Annotated in this window: 24 protein-coding genes and 1 pseudogene; all 25 read left to right on the top strand. The window is 58.9% G+C overall.

Annotated elements, in window-relative coordinates; all coding sequences use genetic code 11:
* Positions 1 to 356 (top strand): annotated as a pseudogene (locus GNF76_RS29660) (helix-turn-helix domain-containing protein); the annotation flags it as partial.
* On the top strand, positions 349 to 1719 hold the full coding sequence (gene dnaB / locus GNF76_RS23165) for a replicative DNA helicase (protein ID WP_155585399.1): 1371 nt from the start codon (positions 349 to 351) through the stop codon (positions 1717 to 1719). The pseudogene GNF76_RS29660 and the gene dnaB, both read left to right, overlap by 8 nt.
* Positions 1719 to 1928: a hypothetical protein gene (locus GNF76_RS23160; RefSeq protein WP_155585398.1), complete on the top strand. Its 210-nt coding sequence runs from the start codon at positions 1719 to 1721 to the stop codon at positions 1926 to 1928. The genes dnaB and GNF76_RS23160 overlap by 1 nt, the downstream gene beginning before the upstream one ends.
* The gene (locus GNF76_RS23155; protein WP_155585397.1) at positions 1925 to 3220 is read left to right on the top strand and encodes a tyrosine-type recombinase/integrase; all 1296 of its coding nucleotides are present in this window, start codon (positions 1925 to 1927) and stop codon (positions 3218 to 3220) included. Before GNF76_RS23160 ends, GNF76_RS23155 begins: the two co-directional genes overlap by 4 nt.
* A 197-nt stretch (positions 3221 to 3417) precedes the next feature.
* Positions 3418 to 3543: a hypothetical protein gene (locus GNF76_RS29805; RefSeq protein WP_281354937.1), complete on the top strand. Its 126-nt coding sequence runs from the start codon at positions 3418 to 3420 to the stop codon at positions 3541 to 3543.
* A 3-nt stretch (positions 3544 to 3546) separates the two neighbouring features.
* A complete protein-coding gene (locus tag GNF76_RS23145) occupies positions 3547 to 4242 on the top strand; it encodes a hypothetical protein (RefSeq protein ID WP_155585395.1) in 696 nt (231 codons plus the stop codon).
* Between the two features lie 379 nt (positions 4243 to 4621).
* On the top strand, positions 4622 to 4945 hold the full coding sequence (locus GNF76_RS23140; protein WP_155585394.1) for a peptidase M48, Ste24p: 324 nt from the start codon (positions 4622 to 4624) through the stop codon (positions 4943 to 4945).
* A gap of 1 nt (position 4946) precedes the next feature.
* Positions 4947 to 5252 (top strand): hypothetical protein, encoded by a 306-nt coding sequence (locus GNF76_RS23135; protein WP_155585393.1) that lies wholly within the window; start codon positions 4947 to 4949, stop codon positions 5250 to 5252.
* Between the two features lies 1 nt (position 5253).
* Complete coding sequence (locus GNF76_RS23130; RefSeq protein WP_155585392.1) at positions 5254 to 5496, top strand: hypothetical protein; 243 nt, start codon at positions 5254 to 5256, stop codon at positions 5494 to 5496.
* A 41-nt stretch (positions 5497 to 5537) separates the two neighbouring features.
* Positions 5538 to 6131 (top strand): hypothetical protein, encoded by a 594-nt coding sequence (locus GNF76_RS23125; RefSeq protein WP_343037838.1) that lies wholly within the window; start codon positions 5538 to 5540, stop codon positions 6129 to 6131.
* Between the two features lie 146 nt (positions 6132 to 6277).
* On the top strand, positions 6278 to 6859 hold the full coding sequence (locus tag GNF76_RS23120; RefSeq protein WP_155585390.1) for a hypothetical protein: 582 nt from the start codon (positions 6278 to 6280) through the stop codon (positions 6857 to 6859).
* Positions 6840 to 8822: a phage terminase large subunit family protein gene (locus tag GNF76_RS23115; protein ID WP_155585410.1), complete on the top strand. Its 1983-nt coding sequence runs from the start codon at positions 6840 to 6842 to the stop codon at positions 8820 to 8822. The genes GNF76_RS23120 and GNF76_RS23115 overlap by 20 nt, the downstream gene beginning before the upstream one ends.
* A 39-nt stretch (positions 8823 to 8861) precedes the next feature.
* The gene (gene gpW / locus GNF76_RS23110) at positions 8862 to 9128 is read left to right on the top strand and encodes a gpW family head-tail joining protein (RefSeq protein WP_155585389.1); all 267 of its coding nucleotides are present in this window, start codon (positions 8862 to 8864) and stop codon (positions 9126 to 9128) included.
* A complete protein-coding gene (locus GNF76_RS23105) occupies positions 9128 to 10780 on the top strand; it encodes a phage portal protein (RefSeq protein ID WP_246211965.1) in 1653 nt (550 codons plus the stop codon). The genes gpW and GNF76_RS23105 overlap by 1 nt, the downstream gene beginning before the upstream one ends.
* Positions 10780 to 11658: a S49 family peptidase gene (locus GNF76_RS23100; RefSeq protein WP_155585388.1), complete on the top strand. Its 879-nt coding sequence runs from the start codon at positions 10780 to 10782 to the stop codon at positions 11656 to 11658. The genes GNF76_RS23105 and GNF76_RS23100 overlap by 1 nt, the downstream gene beginning before the upstream one ends.
* A 27-nt stretch (positions 11659 to 11685) precedes the next feature.
* A complete protein-coding gene (locus GNF76_RS23095) occupies positions 11686 to 12327 on the top strand; it encodes a hypothetical protein (protein WP_155585387.1) in 642 nt (213 codons plus the stop codon).
* Between the two features lie 27 nt (positions 12328 to 12354).
* On the top strand, positions 12355 to 13050 hold the full coding sequence (locus GNF76_RS23090) for a head decoration protein (RefSeq protein ID WP_155585386.1): 696 nt from the start codon (positions 12355 to 12357) through the stop codon (positions 13048 to 13050).
* An 88-nt stretch (positions 13051 to 13138) separates the two neighbouring features.
* Entirely contained in the window at positions 13139 to 14218 is a 1080-nt protein-coding gene (locus tag GNF76_RS23085; protein ID WP_155585385.1) for a major capsid protein, read from the top strand.
* A gap of 44 nt (positions 14219 to 14262) precedes the next feature.
* Positions 14263 to 14454 (top strand): hypothetical protein, encoded by a 192-nt coding sequence (locus GNF76_RS23080; RefSeq protein WP_155585384.1) that lies wholly within the window; start codon positions 14263 to 14265, stop codon positions 14452 to 14454.
* Positions 14454 to 14789 (top strand): head-tail joining protein, encoded by a 336-nt coding sequence (locus GNF76_RS23075; protein WP_155585383.1) that lies wholly within the window; start codon positions 14454 to 14456, stop codon positions 14787 to 14789. The genes GNF76_RS23080 and GNF76_RS23075 overlap by 1 nt, the downstream gene beginning before the upstream one ends.
* Positions 14789 to 15421: a phage tail protein gene (locus GNF76_RS23070; protein WP_155585382.1), complete on the top strand. Its 633-nt coding sequence runs from the start codon at positions 14789 to 14791 to the stop codon at positions 15419 to 15421. Before GNF76_RS23075 ends, GNF76_RS23070 begins: the two co-directional genes overlap by 1 nt.
* A gap of 2 nt (positions 15422 to 15423) precedes the next feature.
* Positions 15424 to 15666, top strand: a complete 243-nt coding sequence (locus tag GNF76_RS23065) for a DUF2635 domain-containing protein (protein WP_155585381.1) — start codon at positions 15424 to 15426, stop codon at positions 15664 to 15666.
* On the top strand, positions 15666 to 17144 hold the full coding sequence (locus GNF76_RS23060; RefSeq protein WP_155585380.1) for a phage tail sheath subtilisin-like domain-containing protein: 1479 nt from the start codon (positions 15666 to 15668) through the stop codon (positions 17142 to 17144). The genes GNF76_RS23065 and GNF76_RS23060 overlap by 1 nt, the downstream gene beginning before the upstream one ends.
* Before the next feature lie 56 nt (positions 17145 to 17200).
* The gene (locus GNF76_RS23055; RefSeq protein ID WP_155585379.1) at positions 17201 to 17566 is read left to right on the top strand and encodes a phage tail tube protein; all 366 of its coding nucleotides are present in this window, start codon (positions 17201 to 17203) and stop codon (positions 17564 to 17566) included.
* A gap of 3 nt (positions 17567 to 17569) precedes the next feature.
* A complete protein-coding gene (locus GNF76_RS23050) occupies positions 17570 to 17860 on the top strand; it encodes a phage tail assembly protein (RefSeq protein WP_155585378.1) in 291 nt (96 codons plus the stop codon).
* Positions 17861 to 17960 lie beyond the last annotated feature (100 nt).

The raw sequence follows: 17960 nt of genomic DNA, 5'->3' as shown, positions 1-17960 counted from the left end.
AACCATCAAGTGAACCACCACCTCTTGTCGGTGACGAGCATCCCCCGAAAGTCTCGAAGCCGAAATGTCCGTCACAGGCAATCGTCGACCTGTTCAACAAAACGCTTCCTGGGCTCCCTCAGGTGGCAATGCTGACCAAGGACCGGGTGACAAAGATTTCTGCTCGCTGGAACGACAGCACGGTTCACCAGGACTTGGGGTTTTGGGCTGAGTTCTTCGAACTGGTCGGGTCGAGCCCGTTTCTGATGGGGGAGGGCGAAGGCAGGGACGGCGCCAAGCCTTTCCGCGCCACATTCGACTGGCTGATCAAACCGAGCAATTTCGTCAAGGTCGTGGAGGGTAATTACCATGCGTGATCCCTACAGCGTAGAAGCCGAGCACGGCGTCCTTGGCGCAATGTTCCTTCGCCCGGAACTGATCGACATACTCAGCGCAGACCTGACGGTCGATGATTTTTACTACGACGATAACGCCGCGCTCTACCGGGGAATAATGGCTCTGCACGGCGACAGCAAACCGGCTGATGCGGTTACCGTGGGCCTGTATCTGGGCGATCTGCCCAGCGGTGACAACGCTGTCGCGTATGCCGCCGAGGTAACCCGAAACACCCCAAGCGCTGCCAATGCCTCCTCGTACGCCGCAACTGTTCGTGAGCGCAGCCTCGACAGGGCGATGATCGAGCTCAGCACCCGGATCAATGAGATAGCCCATAGCGACCAGCCAACGGTCGACAAGGTCGCGGCAGTGCAGGCCGAGGCGCAGGCCATCGATAGCCAGTCTGCTACTTCCGAGGTGCTCAAAGCTTCGGACATTCTGGACGACTACATCGAAGTCTTGCAGGCGCGTGCTGATCGGGGGGAGGGTATCGACGGCCTTTCTACGGGAATCGAGGATTTGGACGAGAAGCTGCAAGGGCTCAAGCCTGAGCAACTGATCATCATCGCTGGCCGTCCGGCGATGGGCAAAACCACCTTGGCGATGAACATCGGATCTCACAACGCCATACGCGCAGCAAAAAGCGTGATGGTGTTCAGCCTCGAAATGCACAACACCGGGTTGATGGATCGATTTATGGCATCGGAAGGTCGGGTTCCGCTGCAGCTGATCAAGAGCGGGAAAGCCCCGCACACCCACGGTGCCGAACTCATGAGCGCCGCCGGGAAGATAAAGCACTCCAAGCTGTTCATCTCAGATCGTGCCTCGATGACGATCAATCGTATCCGTTCGGCTGCCCGCCGGCACAAACGTCGCCACGGCCTGGACTTGATCATCATCGACTACCTGCAACTGATGGAGTCCGATTCGCGCACGTTCAGCCGTGAGCAGGAGGTCAGCCACATGACCCGCAGCGCGAAGCTCATGGCTCGCGAGCTTGGTGTGCCAGTGATCCTGCTCAGCCAGCTCTCGCGAGAGTGCGAGAAGCGTCCGAACAAGCGACCGCTGAACTCAGATCTACGCGAATCCGGGGCTATCGAGCAAGACGCCGACATCATCCTGTTCGTTTACCGCGACGAGGTTTACCACGAGCACACAGAAGCGAAAGGAATCGCTGAAATCATCATTGGTAAGGGTCGAGACATTGAAACCGGCACCGTTCGCACGGCTTTCCTCGGGCAGTACAGCCGATTCGAACAACTGGCTGCGGGATGGGTTGAGCCGACCAAGCCAGCAAAAGTAACCAGCATGGCTGACCGCTACCACTCAAAGGACAAATTCTGATGCCTGATCCGCGCCTTGCCGTTCCCACACCGGCCTTGTACCGCTATGCGGTGTTTTGCTGCTCTTCCAAGATGGACCTGGGAAGCACACCAGATCATGCCTTGGCGCTGTTTTTTGATAAGGCTATGGCCATTCGATACGGCGGCTGGATGTGGCCGTCGACGTTTGAGGTTATCGACCTCCTTAATCCTGAGGAGGGCGCGTTTTGAACCCACTCATCAAAACCCTGACGGTGAAGCTGTCGGATGCTGAGATTGCCCGCAATGCCAAGCTTGAGCATGTGCGCGACCTGCGTGACGCCAGCCACCCGGCGCTGCACTTTCGGTACTTGAAGAACCGCGCTCGCGGGTCCTGGTACTTTCTTCACAAGCGTGAATGGCACCGCATCGGCGCCTTCCCCGACCTGAGCACCAAGCAGGTGGTTGCGGCTTTGCCAGCGGTGCGCTTGCGGGTAGCCGCTGATGGTGCGGCCAGCGTCTCCGGGTGGGTCACCGTGGGCGAGCTGCTGGACTGGTTCGGCGACCGCATGGCCAAGTCGCGTGCGCTTTCCGACAAGCGTCGGGCCGCCGGCAAGTCGGCCATCAGCTGCCAGCTCAAGCCGCGCTTGGACGATCTGCTGCTGCGCGACGTGAGCGCTCAGACCCTCGACAAGCTGCTGATGTGGCCGGCACAGGCTGAACTGTCGCTGTCCTACGTCCAGCAGCTTTACCGGCTGCTTGCCGTCGCGTTCCGGCAAGCCCGAAAGCTCGACCTGATCCCGGTCAACCCGATGGCAGAACTCAAGTTCGTTAACTTCACCACGGCGCGGATCCTCCCTAAGCCGGCGCGGTTGCGTGACGTGCAACTGCAGGACCTAGTGAGCCTGCTGGCTGAGCGCTTCGACAGTGCGCCGGGTGACGCCATGCTGGCCTTGATGATGCTGTGCCACGGCACCCGGATCGGCGAGACCCGCCAGTCCCGTTGGGCCGATATCGCGCTGCCAGAGCGCGAGTGGTTCATCCCTGCCGAACACACCAAGACCAAGACCGAGCTGCGGGTGCCGCTGACTGACCAGGTATGTGCGCTGCTGCGCCGCTACCGTGACCGGCAGCTATCCCAAGGATATGAGGGTGCCTTCCTGTTCCCGTCACGCCGTGGCAAGCCACTGAGCGACAACCAGGCGAGCGCCGTTTTCACTCGGCTGGGGCAGGGCGCCTGGACGAGTCACGACCTGCGCAAGGTAGCCCGCACGGCCTGGACTGACCTGGGCGTCGACGGGCACATCGGCGAGATGCTGCTCAACCACTCACTGGGAAAGATCGCCTCCACCTACATCAACACCCAGGCCAAGGAGCAGCGTCGGTTGGCGTTGGTGAAGTGGCACAACTGGTTAGATGCGCGTGGCTTCAAGGCGATTCACGCGCAGACAGGTGTTAGATATGAAGATTCGCAAAACCTCGTAGACGCCTTGAACGGCGGGGCCTGCGAGCCAGAACCACAATTTGTTAAGGGCGAGGTTTAAAAATGTCTAAAAAGGTCCATGGCCCCGCCTTTCGAAAGGTATTGAGGCCACTCAGGGAGTGTTTAGCTTGTCGCGGCAAAGGCCTGGTTAGTGGGGTTTTTCATGAGATGGATTGCTCTGCTTGCAATGCTTCTGGATGGGTCTGCCTGGAGACAGGCGAATCCCTCCCGCTGGCTGAGCTGGTCCTTCAGCTCAACTTGAAAGTGCATGCCCTGCGCCGTGAGCTCGCCGAGATTGATGCTGCATTGGTGGGTGGTGCACATCAGCAATACGAGCAGAACAACCGTCGCGGCGCCGGCGGCACCAACTACACAGGGGACTGACCGATGATCTATCAAAGCGTACTTGGCGGCGTCGTTTCGGCCCTCGCCGCAGAATCAATCGACAACACCAGCAAGCAGGCCTGGCAAAAGCTATGGAATCCGCACGAGGAGGAACGCAGCGACCTTCGCTCTCTATTCGGTTGCGCGCCGGGAGAGGCTATTGACCGGACGCAGGCTGACTGCTGGGTTGCTGCTCGCTTGCATCACGGGCTGGAGAAGCGTCACATGGACGCCTTGGTCGCGAAGTACAGCACTGACAAGGCCAAGAAAGTCAAAGCCATTACGGATCTGCGATTGCTGGTCGATTCTCCGGCCCCGATGCTGTTCGTCTATAAGGCTGTCACTGCTTGGGCGATCCCCAAGCTCAAAGGGGCAGAGCAGAAGGGGCCGCAGACGGTCACAGTGACAATCCCGGTGGATGCTCCTGACTGGCGTCGGGAGTCAATGATCGCCTCAGCAGTGGCTGCTGAGCGCGCAGCCAAGAAGAGAATCGAATCGCGGGCGGCTTCAATGATTGTTCTGCCCAAGAGCTTCTATGACATGAACACTTGGGAGCCTGACGGCCGTCCGGAATCTACGCGCCGCGAATGGCGACGAAATATCCACGCTGTTCTGAATACCCTTGTAGACGAAGCGCTTTGCGCGGCCGGTGAGATCTTCGACTTCGAGGGTTTGGTCATTTCTGATGTTGCAGCGTGAGTACCTGTTGACAGCTATCCATCGTTCCGTCAGTATTTGTTCCATCCTGTCATTCATGCGCGTGTAGATGAGTGACCAAAGAAGCCCGGCCAATGTGTCGGGCTTTTTGCTTTCTGTAATGCAGATGAATGCGCAGGCTGATGCGCTAAGTCGGTAGTGGCGTCCCACAAACCCGTGCGGTCACTGTGGGTCAACGCGATGAGAGGTTGGGGTACGAGACCCAGCGAGCCAACCCACAAAGCCGGAGACCAGCACCGGCCCTCTGCACCCATACCAAGCCTCGGCATTTGCCGGGGCTTTTTCGTTTTCAGCTCCACCACACCCATTGCTTCGAGCTGGGAGTGCTGCTGGAGCTGACCTATTTGCAATGGAGAGACCAATGGCCGAACCAACAAGCACTGCCGCCGGCGTCGTGCTGGCCAAGTACGGCGTGGTCATGGCTGCTTTCATCGGTTCGATTCTGTCCCTTGGTTTCCTGAAGGACTTGACCCGAGGGCAGGCCGCCGCGGCGGTTGTCACCGGATTTTTCTTTTCGATGTACCTGACTCAGCCCGTCACGATGTGGATTGCGCCAAAGCTAGACCTTGAGGTCGGTGATTACCTGTTGTGTGGCGTGTCTTTTGTGCTTGGCCTGACGGCAATGAACATCATCCCGGGCATCAAGGCTGCTCTGGGGGCGTTCGTCACAGCGCGAGGTGTCTGACATGAGTAGTGTTCTAACTTCCGTCCTGACGGCAATGGACATCTTCCTGTGCGTGCTTGTGGTCCTTGCCGCGTGTGACTACTTGCGCCGGGTTCGTCCCGTCGATCAACCCTTGTTGTGCACCGCCTTCTATCTGGTGGCCATCGGCGCATTCGGCGCGTTCGTGACGGCCATCCAGGGGCACTGGGTTAACCCGTTCGGTGTGGTGTTGCACGCCGGCGTGGTGGCTTATGCCTGGGCAAGGCGTGGACATGTGTTCCAGCCAGTTACTCAACCGCCAGTCGGCGATCATCTGAAAGGAGCCTGAAATGGCCGCTAAACCAGAAGTAAAGCAACAGGAAACCGAAGCCACCGAACTTCAGCCACTCTCGGCCACAACGCTGGGTGAGTCTGTCTTTGTGCCAAGTGCTGCGGGTCATGCGCTGACTGCGGTTCTTGTTGCTCGATTGACTCACCTTCATCCGTCCCAGTTGCTCGACGATGCAGTGGCATGCGGAGTCGCTGTTAAAGCTGCATTTGATCAGCTCGAAAAAGCTGACGACGGGCAGTAACCGATATGTCTGGGGCTTTCGATATTTCGGTTCGGGCCAATGTGAAGGAGATCACCAAGTCGCTATCGGCGCTGGCCTATAAGCAGGTCAAGTTCGCTACCGCCCAGGCACTGACGGCCCTGGCCAAAGAGGTTCAGGCTGACGAGATTCAGAACATCGCCTCGACCTTCAAGAAGCCCAAGCCATTCACCCAGAAGTCTGTTGGTGTGCGAGGTGCTCGCAAGGACTCACTCACGGCCACGGTGTTTGTTCGGCCTATCGCGGCCAAGTACCTGGCCCCGTATGAGGGTGGTGGCAACCACGTTCTATCTGGTCGAGCGCTCTTCAACCCGAAGAACATCAAGCTCGATCAATACGGACAGTTGCCGCGCAAGGTGTTGGATCGACTGAAGGCCCGTAAGGATGTCTTCATTGGTCCAGTGAAGTCGAAGTCTGGAACGGTCAACGGTGTGTGGCAGCGTGTACCGGCCAAGCGGAAGCAGCCAGCTCACTTGAAGCTGCTGATCCGCTTCGGTGATTCGCTCGCAGTGAACAAGCGGTTGAACTATCGGAGCCGAGCAAAGGCACTGGTAGATCGCCGGTTCAATGCTGTGTTTGGTGAGGCGATGTCGAAGGCGCTGGCGTCGGCCCGCTGATTTCTGATTTTGCACCGTGGTGGTGCGGCTACCCCCCCCTATGCTTGGGTCCCTCCTGAGAGGTCGAGCATCGAGGGCATTGCGCGCCGCGCTGTCCGTCGATTTGAAAACTTTTTCAATTTGGGTAACAGGTAACAAGGCCCGCCATGAACCAAAGCGAATTTGCTGCGCTCCACAACGTCAGCCGAAAGACTGTCACTAAGTGGAAAGAGCGCGGCTGGCTTGTGTTTGACGGTAGCGCGCTGGATGTCGAAGCCTCTAATGCCTTGATCGCAAAATATCGCCGTGACGGTTCAGATGTTGTTACCCCAGCAGGTGAGGGTAACAAGCCTCTCCTGAAAACTGCTGCTGTTACCTCCGCGTTGAAGCGGGTAACAATTCAGCCTGGCGAAACCGTCGAGCAGGCCACCACTCGGATTCTTATCGCGACTGGTGCGGACATGAATCTCGACGAGGCAAAACGGGTAAAGGAAAACTACCTAGCCTTGCGCGAGCAGCTTGAATACGACCGGACGGCCCGCCTGGTTGTGGCGGTAGAGGACGTGTGTCGGGCGGTAGGGGATGAATACGCCAAAGTGCGAAGCCGTCTCCTTGCCATACCATCGGAGCACGCTCCGCGTATCAGTCGCTTGAAAACAGCACAGGAAGTACAGGACGCCTTACACGGCATTATTGTTGACGCGCTTGAGGAGTTGACCCGTGACGGAGATGGGCTCAACAAACGATGAGCGCCGATATGCAGAAGGATTTGATGCACTGCAAGCCGGACTGCTGTCTGCACGCCGGCGGAACATCCAGCCGCCTCCCAAGCTCACACTGAGCCAATGGGCTGAGAAGTACGCGGTCTTGTCCCGCGAGACCAGCGCCCAGACTGGGCGGTTTCATGCCTTCCCGTATCAAATCGGGATTATGGATGCGATCACTGACCCGACCGTCGAAATGGTCACAGTCCAAAAGTCGGCCCGGGTTGGTTATACCAAGATCCTTGACCACGTTGCCGGCTACTACATCCACCAAGACCCGTCGCCAATCCTGGTGGTCCAGCCCCGGGTGGAGGATGCCGAGGATTACAGCGTTACTGAAATTGAACCGATGCTGCGTGACACACCGGTTCTGGCTGAGATCGTCGGAGACCCCAAGAAAAAGGATGCTCGGCAGAAGATCAACAAGCGGATCTTCCGCAACGGCGCCTCAATTTCTTTCGTAGGAGCCAACAGCCCGGGCGGGTTTCGGCGGATCACCGCCCGTATCGTTAAGTTCGATGAGGTTGACGGGTATCCGGTGATGGGTGCCGGTAAGGAAGGCGACCAGATCAAGCTGGGGATCAAGCGGACCGAATCGTTCTGGAACAGGAAAATCATTCTCGGCAGCACGCCCACAGTTAAGGGTGAAAGCCGAATCGAGAAAAGCTACGCCAATAGCGACCAGCGCAAGTACTACGTCCCGTGCCCTCACTGCGGTGAGTACCAGGTGCTGGAATGGGGCGGCCCGGATACTCCTTATGGGATGAAATGGGATAAGGACGAAAACGGCGTCGGGTTACCCGATAGCGTGTTCTACGTCTGTAAGGCGACCGGCTGTGTGATTCGTGAAGCCGACAAGGAGGATATGGTTGAGCGCGGTGAATGGCGGGCCACCAAGCCGTTTAAGGGGCATGCAGGCTTTCACATCTGGGCGGCTTACAGCCTTTTCGTTAACGCCTCCTGGCGCAATCTGGTCGCGGAATGGCTTGAGGTAAAAGATGACCCGCTGATGCGGCAGACCTTCGTCAATCTGGTGCTGGGTGAGACTTACGAGGATCGCGGAGATCGCGCACTTCAAGAGGATCGTTTGGCAGCCCGCTGTGAAGTGTGGGGTGCTGAGGTTCCGGATGGCGTGGCTGTCGTGACCGTTGGCGTCGATACCCAGGGCGACCGCTTTGAATGCGAGGTTGTCGGCTGGGGGCTGAACGAAGAAAGCTGGTCGATTGACTTTGAGGTTATCGCTGGTGACTTGGAAACCCCAGACCCGTGGAACCGGCTGGATGCCTACCTTAAGCGTATTTGGTTCCGGGGTGACGGTCGAGGCTTTGAAGCCATGGCTGTGTGTCATGACTCCGGCGGGCACCACACCCAAAAGGTTTATGAGTTTGCCAAGGCGCGCCTCGGTCGTCGTGTTTGGGCCGTCAAAGGCGAGTCGGCGGTGGGTGGGAAACGCTCCCCTGTGTGGCCGACGAAGACGCCCAGCCGGCGCAACAAATCGTCATTCCGGCCGGTGATCCTTGGCGTTAACGCGGCCAAGGATTCGGTGCGTTCGAGGCTTCACCTTGTGGAGCCGGGAGCAGGCTATATGCACTTCCCGGTGAGCCGCGACATCAACTACTTCGCGCAGATGACAGCAGAGCGATCCGTTAGGAAAACCTCTGGCGGTCAACATTACCGCGTCTGGGAGTTGCCAAACGGCAGGGCCAACGAAGCACTCGACTGCCGTGTCTATGCGTATGCAGCGCTGTGCGGGCTTATGCATATGGGCTTGAAGCTCAACAAGAGGGCAGAAGAGGTGAACGCGTCAATTGGTACGCCTGTTCATCGACCTGAGTTGCAGGAGCAAGAGCCCATGGCGGAGGGGGGCAATCAAGACCAGTCCTCTGGCCCGCGCGTCATTCAGGCAAAACCCACCAAGAAAAGGACGTTGGCCAGCCGGCTGGCGTAGATCCTCCCCGCTCCTGCGGGGCATACCTGGAGTAATCCCATGAGCCGTTATGGTCCAAGCAGCCTGTTGGCGGGCATACCCCGGGAGTCGTTGCAGGTGTCTTTGCAAAATGCCCAGCAGGCCTACCTGCAGCTTTCCTCGGGCGGAAAGGTTGAAACCGCGACGTACACCCAGGGCGATGGCTCGAAAAGCATCACCTACACCCGCGCCAATATTGCCCAACTGGCAAACGTTATTCAGATGCTTCAGCAACAGCTGGGCATTACCACCCGAGCCCGCCGGCCACTCACATTCAGGTTTAAGTGATGACCAATCCCGTATCGATTGTTGGGCTCGACGGCAAGCCGATCCAGCCTCTACGGCCGAGTCGGGGGAAAATGCTGGCGCCTGGTGGTGGCGCTCCCTACGACGCCGCCGACATTCATGGTGAACACGTTGCCGGATGGCACCCATATCTGGGCTCGCCTGATGGCGACCTCAACATGTACCGCGACCGCATCGTCGCTCGGGTACGTGATCTGGTGCGCAACGATGGCTGGGCCTCGGGCGCTGTCACCCGCATCCTGGACAACGCCATCGGCGGTCACTTCCGGCCGCTGATCAAGCCGGACTGGCGCGCACTGGCGGCCTACACCGGCAAAAAAGCTTTTGATGCGACATGGGCGCATGAGTTTGCCCAGGTGGCCAGCGCGCACTATCGAACCTGGGCCTTTGACACTGGTCGTTATTGCGATGCGCAGCGGTCGCTGACCATCACCCAGATGATGCGCTTGGGCTTTCGGCACAAGTTGATTGATGGCGACTCGTTGATTCAGGCCTGCTATATCCCAGACCGGGTTGGTCTTGGGCGCGCTCGATACGCTACAGCGATGCAACTGATCGACCCTGACCGGTTGAGCAACCCCCAGCAGCAGTTCGATTCCAACTCATCGCGCGGCGGTGTGGTGCTCGATGAGTTCGGTGCAGCTAAGTCCTATTGGATTCGCAAGGCGCACCAAGGCGACTGGTGGAACGCAGCCGATAGCGTGACCTGGGAGGAGATACCTCGGGAAACCACCTGGGGCCGTCCGGTCATCATTCATGATTTTGACCATGATCGGGCCTCACAGCACCGGGGCGGTTCGGGCATTTTTGCACCGATCCTGCAACGCATGAAAATGCTGGCCAAGTACGACGCGGTCGAGCTGGACGCGGCGGTGATCAACTCGATTTTCGGGGCTTACATTGAAAGCCCGTTCGATCACAACCTGGTGGCTGAGGCGGTGGGCGACGATGACAGCCTGTCGGCCTATCAAGGTCAGCGGGCTGATTACCACGACCGGAAAAAAACGGTGCTGGGTGAGTCTCGGATACCGATCCTGTTCCCGGGCGAAAAGATCAACGCAGTGAGCTCCACGCGACCGAACGCGAATTTCGCGGGGTTCGAGAAATCGTTCCTGCGCAACTTTGCCTCGGCTACTGGGCTTTCCGCGCAGCAGATGTCCCACGACTGGTCCGATACCAACTACAGCTCGGCCCGTGGCGCGTTGCTGGAGGCGTTCAAAACCCTGACCCGCCGTCGCAACGACTTCGCAAATAACACCGCCCAGCCGGTACTGGGGTGCTTCATGGAGGAATCCATGGAGGTCGACGACTACCCGTTGCCACACGGTGCTCCAGAGTTTATGGAGTGTCGCTCCATGTACTCGCGTGCTGAGTGGATGGGGCCGGCCCGCGGCTGGATTGATCCGGTTGCCGAGAAGCAAGGGGCGGTGCTGGGGATGGACGCAGGCCTATCCACGCTTCAGCAGGAATGCATGGAGCAGGGGCTGGACTACGAAGAGGTGCTGGAGCAGCGCAAGCGCGAGATCGACAAGTTCAGAGAGCTTGGCATTCCCGCTCCTACCTGGGCCGGTATGCAGATCCCTGGCGGATACACATCGGCGGACGACGCCATACAGAAACCGAGGCCGACTTAATGCAATTTGGACATCTTGCTCAACGGCTCTTCAACGTGCCGGTGGCGATCCGCCCGGAAAAGGCCGAGGTCATCATGGCCGCCCTGGCCGAACGCATGGGGATTGGCCGAATGATGCGGGTCAGCGGCGATGCTGTTGACCTGACACCGCTGGCGCTGGAGGGCGAGGGGTACAGCTACGCCGACCGGGAGTCTCGCGATAGCGGGTATGACTTGGTGGGCAATGTGGCCGTCATTCCCGTTCACGGCACGCTGGTGCAGAAAACCGGCACCCTCCGGCCGTGGAGTGGCATGACGGGCTATGACGGATTGCGGCAAGCCTTCCTGACTGCGCTGTATGACCCGCAGGTCGCTGCCATCGTCCTCGATGTCGACTCACCCGGCGGCGAGGTCTCTGGGTGTTTCGATCTGGTAGACACGATCTACAACGCCCGGGGCTCGAAACCGATCTGGTCGATTCTCAACGAGTCGGCTTATTCGGCGGCCTACGCGATAGCCAGTGCAGCGGATCGGATCTACGTCCCGCGCACCGGCGGCACCGGGTCAATCGGTGTGATTTGCATGCATGTGGATTTTTCCAAGGCGCTGACATCCGCCGGTATCCAGGTGACGTTCATCACCTACGGCGACCGCAAGGCCGATGGTCATTCAGAAATTCCGCTGTCGGCTGATGCCTTGGCGCGGTTCCAGGGCGATATCGACGCCATGGGCGAGCTGTTTGTAGAGACCGTGGCTCGTAACCGAAACATCGCGGCCAGCAAGGTCCGCGCAACCCAGGCTGGCACCTACCTCGGTTCTGCCGGGGTTGATGCTGGCCTGGCCGATGTTGTCGCGGCACCTGACGCGGCTTTCCGGGCACTGCTCTCTCAGCTGGCCTAGTTCATACCATTTAGAGGATTGATAACCATGACCAGAAGCAGAATGGCTGCTGCTGCAACCTTTGCGCACCTGCTGGGTTTTGCCAAGCGTGCCGATGAAGGCGATGACGAAAAAGACAAAGCCCGTCGCGCGGAAGAAGATGACGACGGCGATGACAAGGATGACCCGAAAGGTCGCAAGGCAAAGCGTGCTGAGGAAGATGACCTCGAGGACGACGAAGACGACAAAAAGGCAAGAAAGGCCAAGGGCGAAGGCGATGATCCTGACGACAAGGACGACGCCAAGGGCCGTAAAGCAAAACGTGCCGAGGACGAGGATGATCCGGACGCCGAGGATGAGGACGATAAAGACGATCCGAAATCCAGCAAAGCCGCAGTAGCCAACGAGCGTGCCCGTTGCGCCCAGATCATGGCTCACGGCTTCAAGTCCGGTAATGCCGAACAGGCCGGTGTATTTGCGTTCGACACCAACATGACTGCGGCAGCCGCTATCAGCGCCCTGAACGCTGCGGGTTCGGTAGGCGGTCGTGGTGGAAACCTGAAAGACCGCATGGCCGCCGCGAATGTGAAGAATGTCGGCGCCGGCGGTGATGGTGGTGGCGAGTCGTCCGACTTGTCACCTATCGCCCAAAAAATCATTGCGGCAGCTGCCCGAGCCAAGCCCCAGTAACCTCAACGCCAAACGGAGATCAACAGCATGTCGCTGATTCCAACTGAAATTCGAGACAACCCACAACGACCAGGCGTTCAGGCACAGGTGTATATCCCTGATCAGCTGATTGCCGATGCTCGCAATCTGGTCACCCAGCCGATCCTGTTGGCTGCTGGCGTGCTCAAGCGCGGCACGATCTTGGGGCAACAAACCGTCAGTCCTGTCCAGGTCATCCCCAAGCCAGGTAACGCCGGCAATGGCACGGTGGCCCCGGTCACCGTTGGTTCTGCCATCGAAACCGGTGGCTACGCGCTGTTGGCCACCTCGGCCACCGTCTTCAGTGTTACCAACCCCGAAGGCGTGGTGCTGGGTGACGCAACTGTTGGTACCGCGTTTGCGCACGCCGAGATCAATCTGACGATCACTGCGGGCGCCACGGCCTTTGCGGTAGGTGATGGCTTTACCGTCAATGTCTTCGATGTGGTCGGCACCTATGTCGAGTGCGTCCGGACGGCATCTGATGGCAGCCAGGTCCCGGTGGCCATCTTGGTCGACGATGCTGATGCAGCGGATGGACCGGTAACGGCTGGCGCCTACGTGGCCGGCGAATTCAACGCCTCTTGGCTGATTTACAGCCCAACATGGTCGCTTCCTGCGCTGGTTTCGGCCATGCGCCCGTACGGCCTGTTTGCCAAAACCTCACTCTCGGCGGCATCCCCGTCGAATAACTCGGCGCCGTAATCCGGCCCATACCCCGCCATCCACAAAGGCCCGCTGATGCGGGCTTTTTTGTGGGTTGGATTCAGCATTTTTTGCTTTGGAGAGGCCCATGACCGCCGCCAGTTCGTTTCCTTTTAGCACCACTGACCTGATTCAGGTCGTGCCGACGCTAAAGCGTCCGCAGAAATTCCTGCTCGACAAGTTCTTCCCGAACATTCAGAGCTCCGAGACCGAGTTTGTTGCTATCGACATCGATGTCGGTCTGCGTCGTATGGCTCCCTTCATCAGTCCGCTGGTGCAGGGCAAGCTGGTTGAGCAGCGCCGCTACCAGACCAACACCTACAAGCCGGCCTACATCAAGGATAAGCGCGCCCCGGATCTGCGCAAGCCGATCATGCGCCAGATCGGTGAGCGCATCGGCGGCGGCACCATGACCGCCGGCGAGCGTGAAATGGCCAACGTTGCGTTCGAGATGGCCGACCAGATCGACATGCTGGATCGTCGGCTCGAGTGGATGGCTGCATCGGCCATGCTCACCGGCAAGGTGGTTGTGTCGGGCGAAGGCTTTGAAACCGAGGTGGTCGACTTTGGCCGCGACTCCCAACTGAGCATTGCCCTTTCCGGCAACAAGCAGTGGGGCATCAAGGCCAACTTCAACCAGGCCGGTCGCGACACCATCCCGGCGAACAACCTGGAAGAATGGCAAACGCTGATGTTGCAGCTCTCCGGAGCGCAGGCACAGGATTTGGTGTTTACCACCTCGGCCTGGCAGACCTTCTCCAACGACGAGAAAGTATTCGGCGCCATCTTTTTCCCGAAACAGTCCGAGGCGGGCAGCATCAACATCGGCCCGCAGATCGCGCCGGGTGCTGTTTACAAGGGGCGCTGGGGTCAATACGACCTGTGGCTGTACAACGAGTGGTTCATTGACGACAACGGCGTTGAACAGCCGATGCTGCCCGACGGCTACATGCTGATGTCTGGCCAGCAACTGCTCGGCACCCGCGCCTTCGGTTCGATTCTCGACCCGAACTTCAACTACCAGGCCATGCCATACGCGCCAAAGACCTGGGTCGAGAATGACCCGGCTCAACGCATCCTGTTGATGCAGAGCTCGCCGCTGGTCATCCCAAGCCGTGTTAACGCCTGCCTTGCCGCGAAGGTCTGCACTCCGCCGAGCAAAGGCTGATGGCTGGCGCACCTGGAACGGGGGCCTCTGTAGTGGAGGCCGTCGTGGCCCATGGCCGAACCGTGGTCGGCGTCAACGGAAAAAGGGTTGGGCCTGGCGACACCGTCAAGGTGCCCAAGGATGAGGTCGAGTCGCTGACTGCGCTCGGCTTTTTGACCGATGGCGACGTGATCGAGAAGCCGCAAACAGGGCCGCATGTCTCTGTGGCGGCGGGGCCTAGCGTGAGGATTGCCTGATGATCGACTGGGACAACTTGGTACTGGGACCTCTTGAGGCCATTTTCGGAGAAGGTCAGCGACCTGATGGGCGAGTGATGTTTTTCCCTGCGGGGCGTGCCGGTTATCCCATTGATGGGGTGTTTGATTCGGCCTACCGAGAGGCCGAGTTGATTGATCCGCTTGTGGGCTCCAACAACGCCCAGCCAGTGCTGGGCGTTCGTCTGTCGACCTTTCTTGAAGAGCCTGCTCAGGATGATGAGGTCTACATCCCCAGCATTGCCAAGCGATATTTGGTCAACGATGTTCGGCCAGATAGCCATGGTTGGGCAAAGCTGATGTTGAGTGAAATGTGATGACTACTACAGCAGATCTGCGTCGACTAACCATGGAGGCGCTGAAGGGGGCAACAGCTGCAGGAGACAACGTGTTTTCCGCGCGGTCCTGGCCTATTGCGAAGGGCGACTACCCGCTTTTGTACCTGCACTCACCGGCTGAGGACATGGAGTCTCTCGGCCGCAATGGCGCCCCACAGTTCACAGTCACCGCAGTTATCCGGGTCAGTGCCAGGATTCAGTTGAAGGCACTTCCCGGCAACGCTGCGGCGGCCAAGTCGATTGATGAGCTGGAGGTGTTCCAGCAGCAGATCAAGAGGGCATTGATCAATTACCCGCCATTGATGGAGCGGTTGCAGCAGTTCCCTTTTATCCGATCACAGATTCAGGAAGACGGGGATGCCGCTCTGGAGCTTGCCGAGCTGGTGATGGATGTCGGCATGGAGTTTTACCAGGGACCAGAAGAGTTTTATCCGGTCCCGACCGATCCCCTGCATGAGTTGAGCATCACCAGTGATCTGCTCAACGTTGTAGATGCTACAGGCACATATCTCGATCCAATGTTTCCCGATTCCGTTACCCCGGCGCCGCGCGTCGTTGGTCCGGACGGGCGGGCAGAAGGCTTCCTTTCGTACGAATTTCCGCAGGAGTAACTATGCGCATTTATCCCTCCCCTGGGTTGCTGGTACGCGACCCGGTCAAACGCGACGCACTGCCGGAAGAAGGCCGAGAGGTCGCAGACAACGATCACTATTGGCTTCGCCGGCTCAGTTGTAATGACGTGACACTTACCGCTCCGAAGGTGGTCGCTGTGGTTGAGCCAACGCCGGCGGACGAAGAAAAACCGGCAGTTGCCAAGGGCGCCAAGCCTGAAACCTCCAAAGGGAGCGACAGTTAATGACCGTCCCATTTAGCAACATCCCGTCGAACCTGCGGGTTCCGCTGTTCTACGCCGAGGTCGATAACTCCCAGGCCAACAGCGGCGCACAAACTCAGCGCACCCTGATCATCGGGCAGATCACAGATACCGGTAATGGTGTGGTTAATGTGCCGGTGCTCGGCCAGGGTAAGAGCGATGCCCAGGCTAAAGGCGGTCTTGGCTCGATGTTGGCGCTGATGACCGCAGCCTACAAGGCTTCGGATAACTTCGGTGAGGTGTGGTTTCTGCCCCTGGCTGACGCTGCGGGCTCGGTGGCGGCAACTGGTACTTTGCTGGTCGCTGGCACTCCGAGCGGTACGGGTGTTATCTCGCTTTACATCGCTGGTCAGCTCCTTAGCTTCCCTGTGTCCACGGCTGAACCGGCAGAAGACATTGCGACGGGCCTGGCGGCCCTGGTCAATAGCTCCAGCAATCTGCCGGTGACCGCTGAAGCCACCGCCGCGACCGTGAAAATCACGGCCAAGAACAAAGGCGCCACCGGCAACGACATTGACCTGCGCTTGAACTACTTGGGCACTGCGGGCGGTGAGGTAACTCCGGCTGGCCTGACACTGACCATTACCGCCATGGCTGCTGGCGCAACCAACCCGGTGCTCGATGTGGCTTTGTCGAGCCTGGGTGACGAGGCCTTCGACTTCATTGTCAGCCCATACACCGACACGGCATCCCTGAACGCCCTGAAAAACCTGCTCAACGACAAAACCGGGCGCTGGAGTTATGCCAGCCAGATCTATGGGCACATCTTCGCCGCTCAGCGCGGCACGCTCGCGACCCTGGCCACTGCGGGCAACGCTCGTAACCACCAGCACGAGTCGATCATGGGCTTCTATGACTCGCCGTCCCCGGCTTGGATTTGGGCGGCAGATGTGGCGGGTTCCGCTGCGGTGGCGCTGCGTGCTGATCCAGGCCGGCCACTGCAAACCTTGACGTTGAGCACGGTGCTGGCGCCGCCGCCGTCGTCGCGTTTTGATCTGGGCGAGCGCAATACCCTGCTGTGGGATGGTATCTCCACCTTCACCGTGGCCAGCGATGGCACCGTTGCGATTGAAAACCTGATCACCACGTACCAGAAAAACAGCTTTGGCGCCGCAGATGACAGCTATCTACAGGTCGAGACGCTGTTCCTGCTGATGTATGTGTTGCGCGCCCAGAAGTCGTTGGTGACCTCCAAATATGCCCGGGTGAAGCTGGCGGCTGACGGCACACGCTTTGCGCCAGGCTCGGCGATCGTCACGCCAAAAATCATCAAGGCCGACTTGATCGCTCAATACGGCGAGCTGGAGTACGACGGGTTTGTCCAGGATGCCAAAGCCTACGCCAAGGAACTGATCGTCGAGAAGAACCGGACCAACCCCAATCGAGTCGATGTGCTCTGGCCGGGGACCCTGATCAACCAATTGCGGGTCTTTGCGCTGTTGGCTCAGTTCCGCCAATAACCCAGGCATTTCGCCTATCGCCGCCTTGAGCGGTTTTTTTTCGCCTGGAGAAACCTATGGCTGATCCCAACCGCCTTGCCGGGACCTGTTACCTGTCCATCGACGGCGTGAGTTACATGCTGGCCGGTGACTTCTCTTACAAGATTTCCGGGGTCTCCCGCGAAACCTTGAAAGGGCAGGACGGCATTCACGGCTACAGCGAGACCCCGCAGCCCGGCTACATCGCCGCCACGCTGCGTGATGCCTCAAACCTGAGCATTGGTGACATCAATGCAATGAACAACGCCACGGTCGTCGCTGAGCTGGCCAACGGCAAAACCATCATCGGTCGCAACATGTGGACCACTGACCAACAAGAATCCAAATCTTCCGACGCCACTATTGAAGTGAAGTGGGAAGGCCCTTCTGTTACGGAGAACTGATCCATGTTTGAAGACGAAATCACCATCACCCTGAGCAAGCCCGTGATCATCGGCAAGGGTGAAAACGCTATTACCTACGAAGAGATCAAGCTGCGCGAGCCGACCGCCGGCGAGATGGAAAAAGCCGCTCGAGCAGACACCATGGTCGGATCTGCGATCACGCTGATTGGTCTGGTAGCGGGCATTCCACGCAGCTCTGTTGAGAAACTCAGCAAGCGTGACCTGGTGGCAGCCAACAAGTTCTTGGAGGGTTTTACCGAAGCTGGTCAGCCGGAGGAGGCTGGCCAGAGCTGATTGCCGAGCTCACCAAGTATTACGGTTGGGGGCCACGCGATGCGTGGTCGCTCACTTTGAAGGAACTGGTCGAATGGAACAAACAAGCCATTCGCATGGC

The sequence above is a fragment of the Pseudomonas spelaei genome, assembly GCF_009724245.1.
Lineage (GTDB): Bacteria > Pseudomonadota > Gammaproteobacteria > Pseudomonadales > Pseudomonadaceae > Aquipseudomonas > Aquipseudomonas spelaei.
Note: the sequence above shows the minus strand (reverse complement) of the source record. Positions and strands in the feature narration are given on the sequence as shown.